The 330-nt window shown below is 45.2% G+C and carries 1 pseudogene; it reads left to right on the top strand.

Going from position 1 to position 330, the window contains the following annotated elements:
* Positions 1–330, top strand: a pseudogene (locus tag ACINWC141_RS15705) (Ig-like domain-containing protein); the annotation flags it as partial.

The raw sequence follows: 330 nt of genomic DNA, 5'->3' as shown, positions 1-330 counted from the left end.
TACCATTACTGGTGTGTTGAAAAACGTTCCGGCAGATGCGGCAAATACAGTGGTTACTGTCCTTATTAATGGGCAAACATATACTGCAACAGTAGATAGTACAGCTGGTACTTGGACAGTAAGTGTACCTGGTAGCGGCTTAGCTGCAGATGCAGATCAAACTATTGATGCGAAAGTAACGTTCACTGATGCAGCAGGTAATAGCAGTACTGTTAATGATACGCAAACTTATACAGTGGATACCGTTGCACCAAATGCACCGGTGCTTGATCCAATCAATGCCACTGATCCAGTGACAGGTACAGCAGAAGCGGGATCAACCGTGACTGT

The sequence above is a fragment of the Acinetobacter sp. WC-141 genome, from assembly GCF_000313935.1.
Taxonomy (GTDB): domain Bacteria; phylum Pseudomonadota; class Gammaproteobacteria; order Pseudomonadales; family Moraxellaceae; genus Acinetobacter.
The sequence above is the reverse complement of the archived record's forward strand: the minus strand, read 5'-3'. Positions and strand labels throughout refer to the sequence as shown.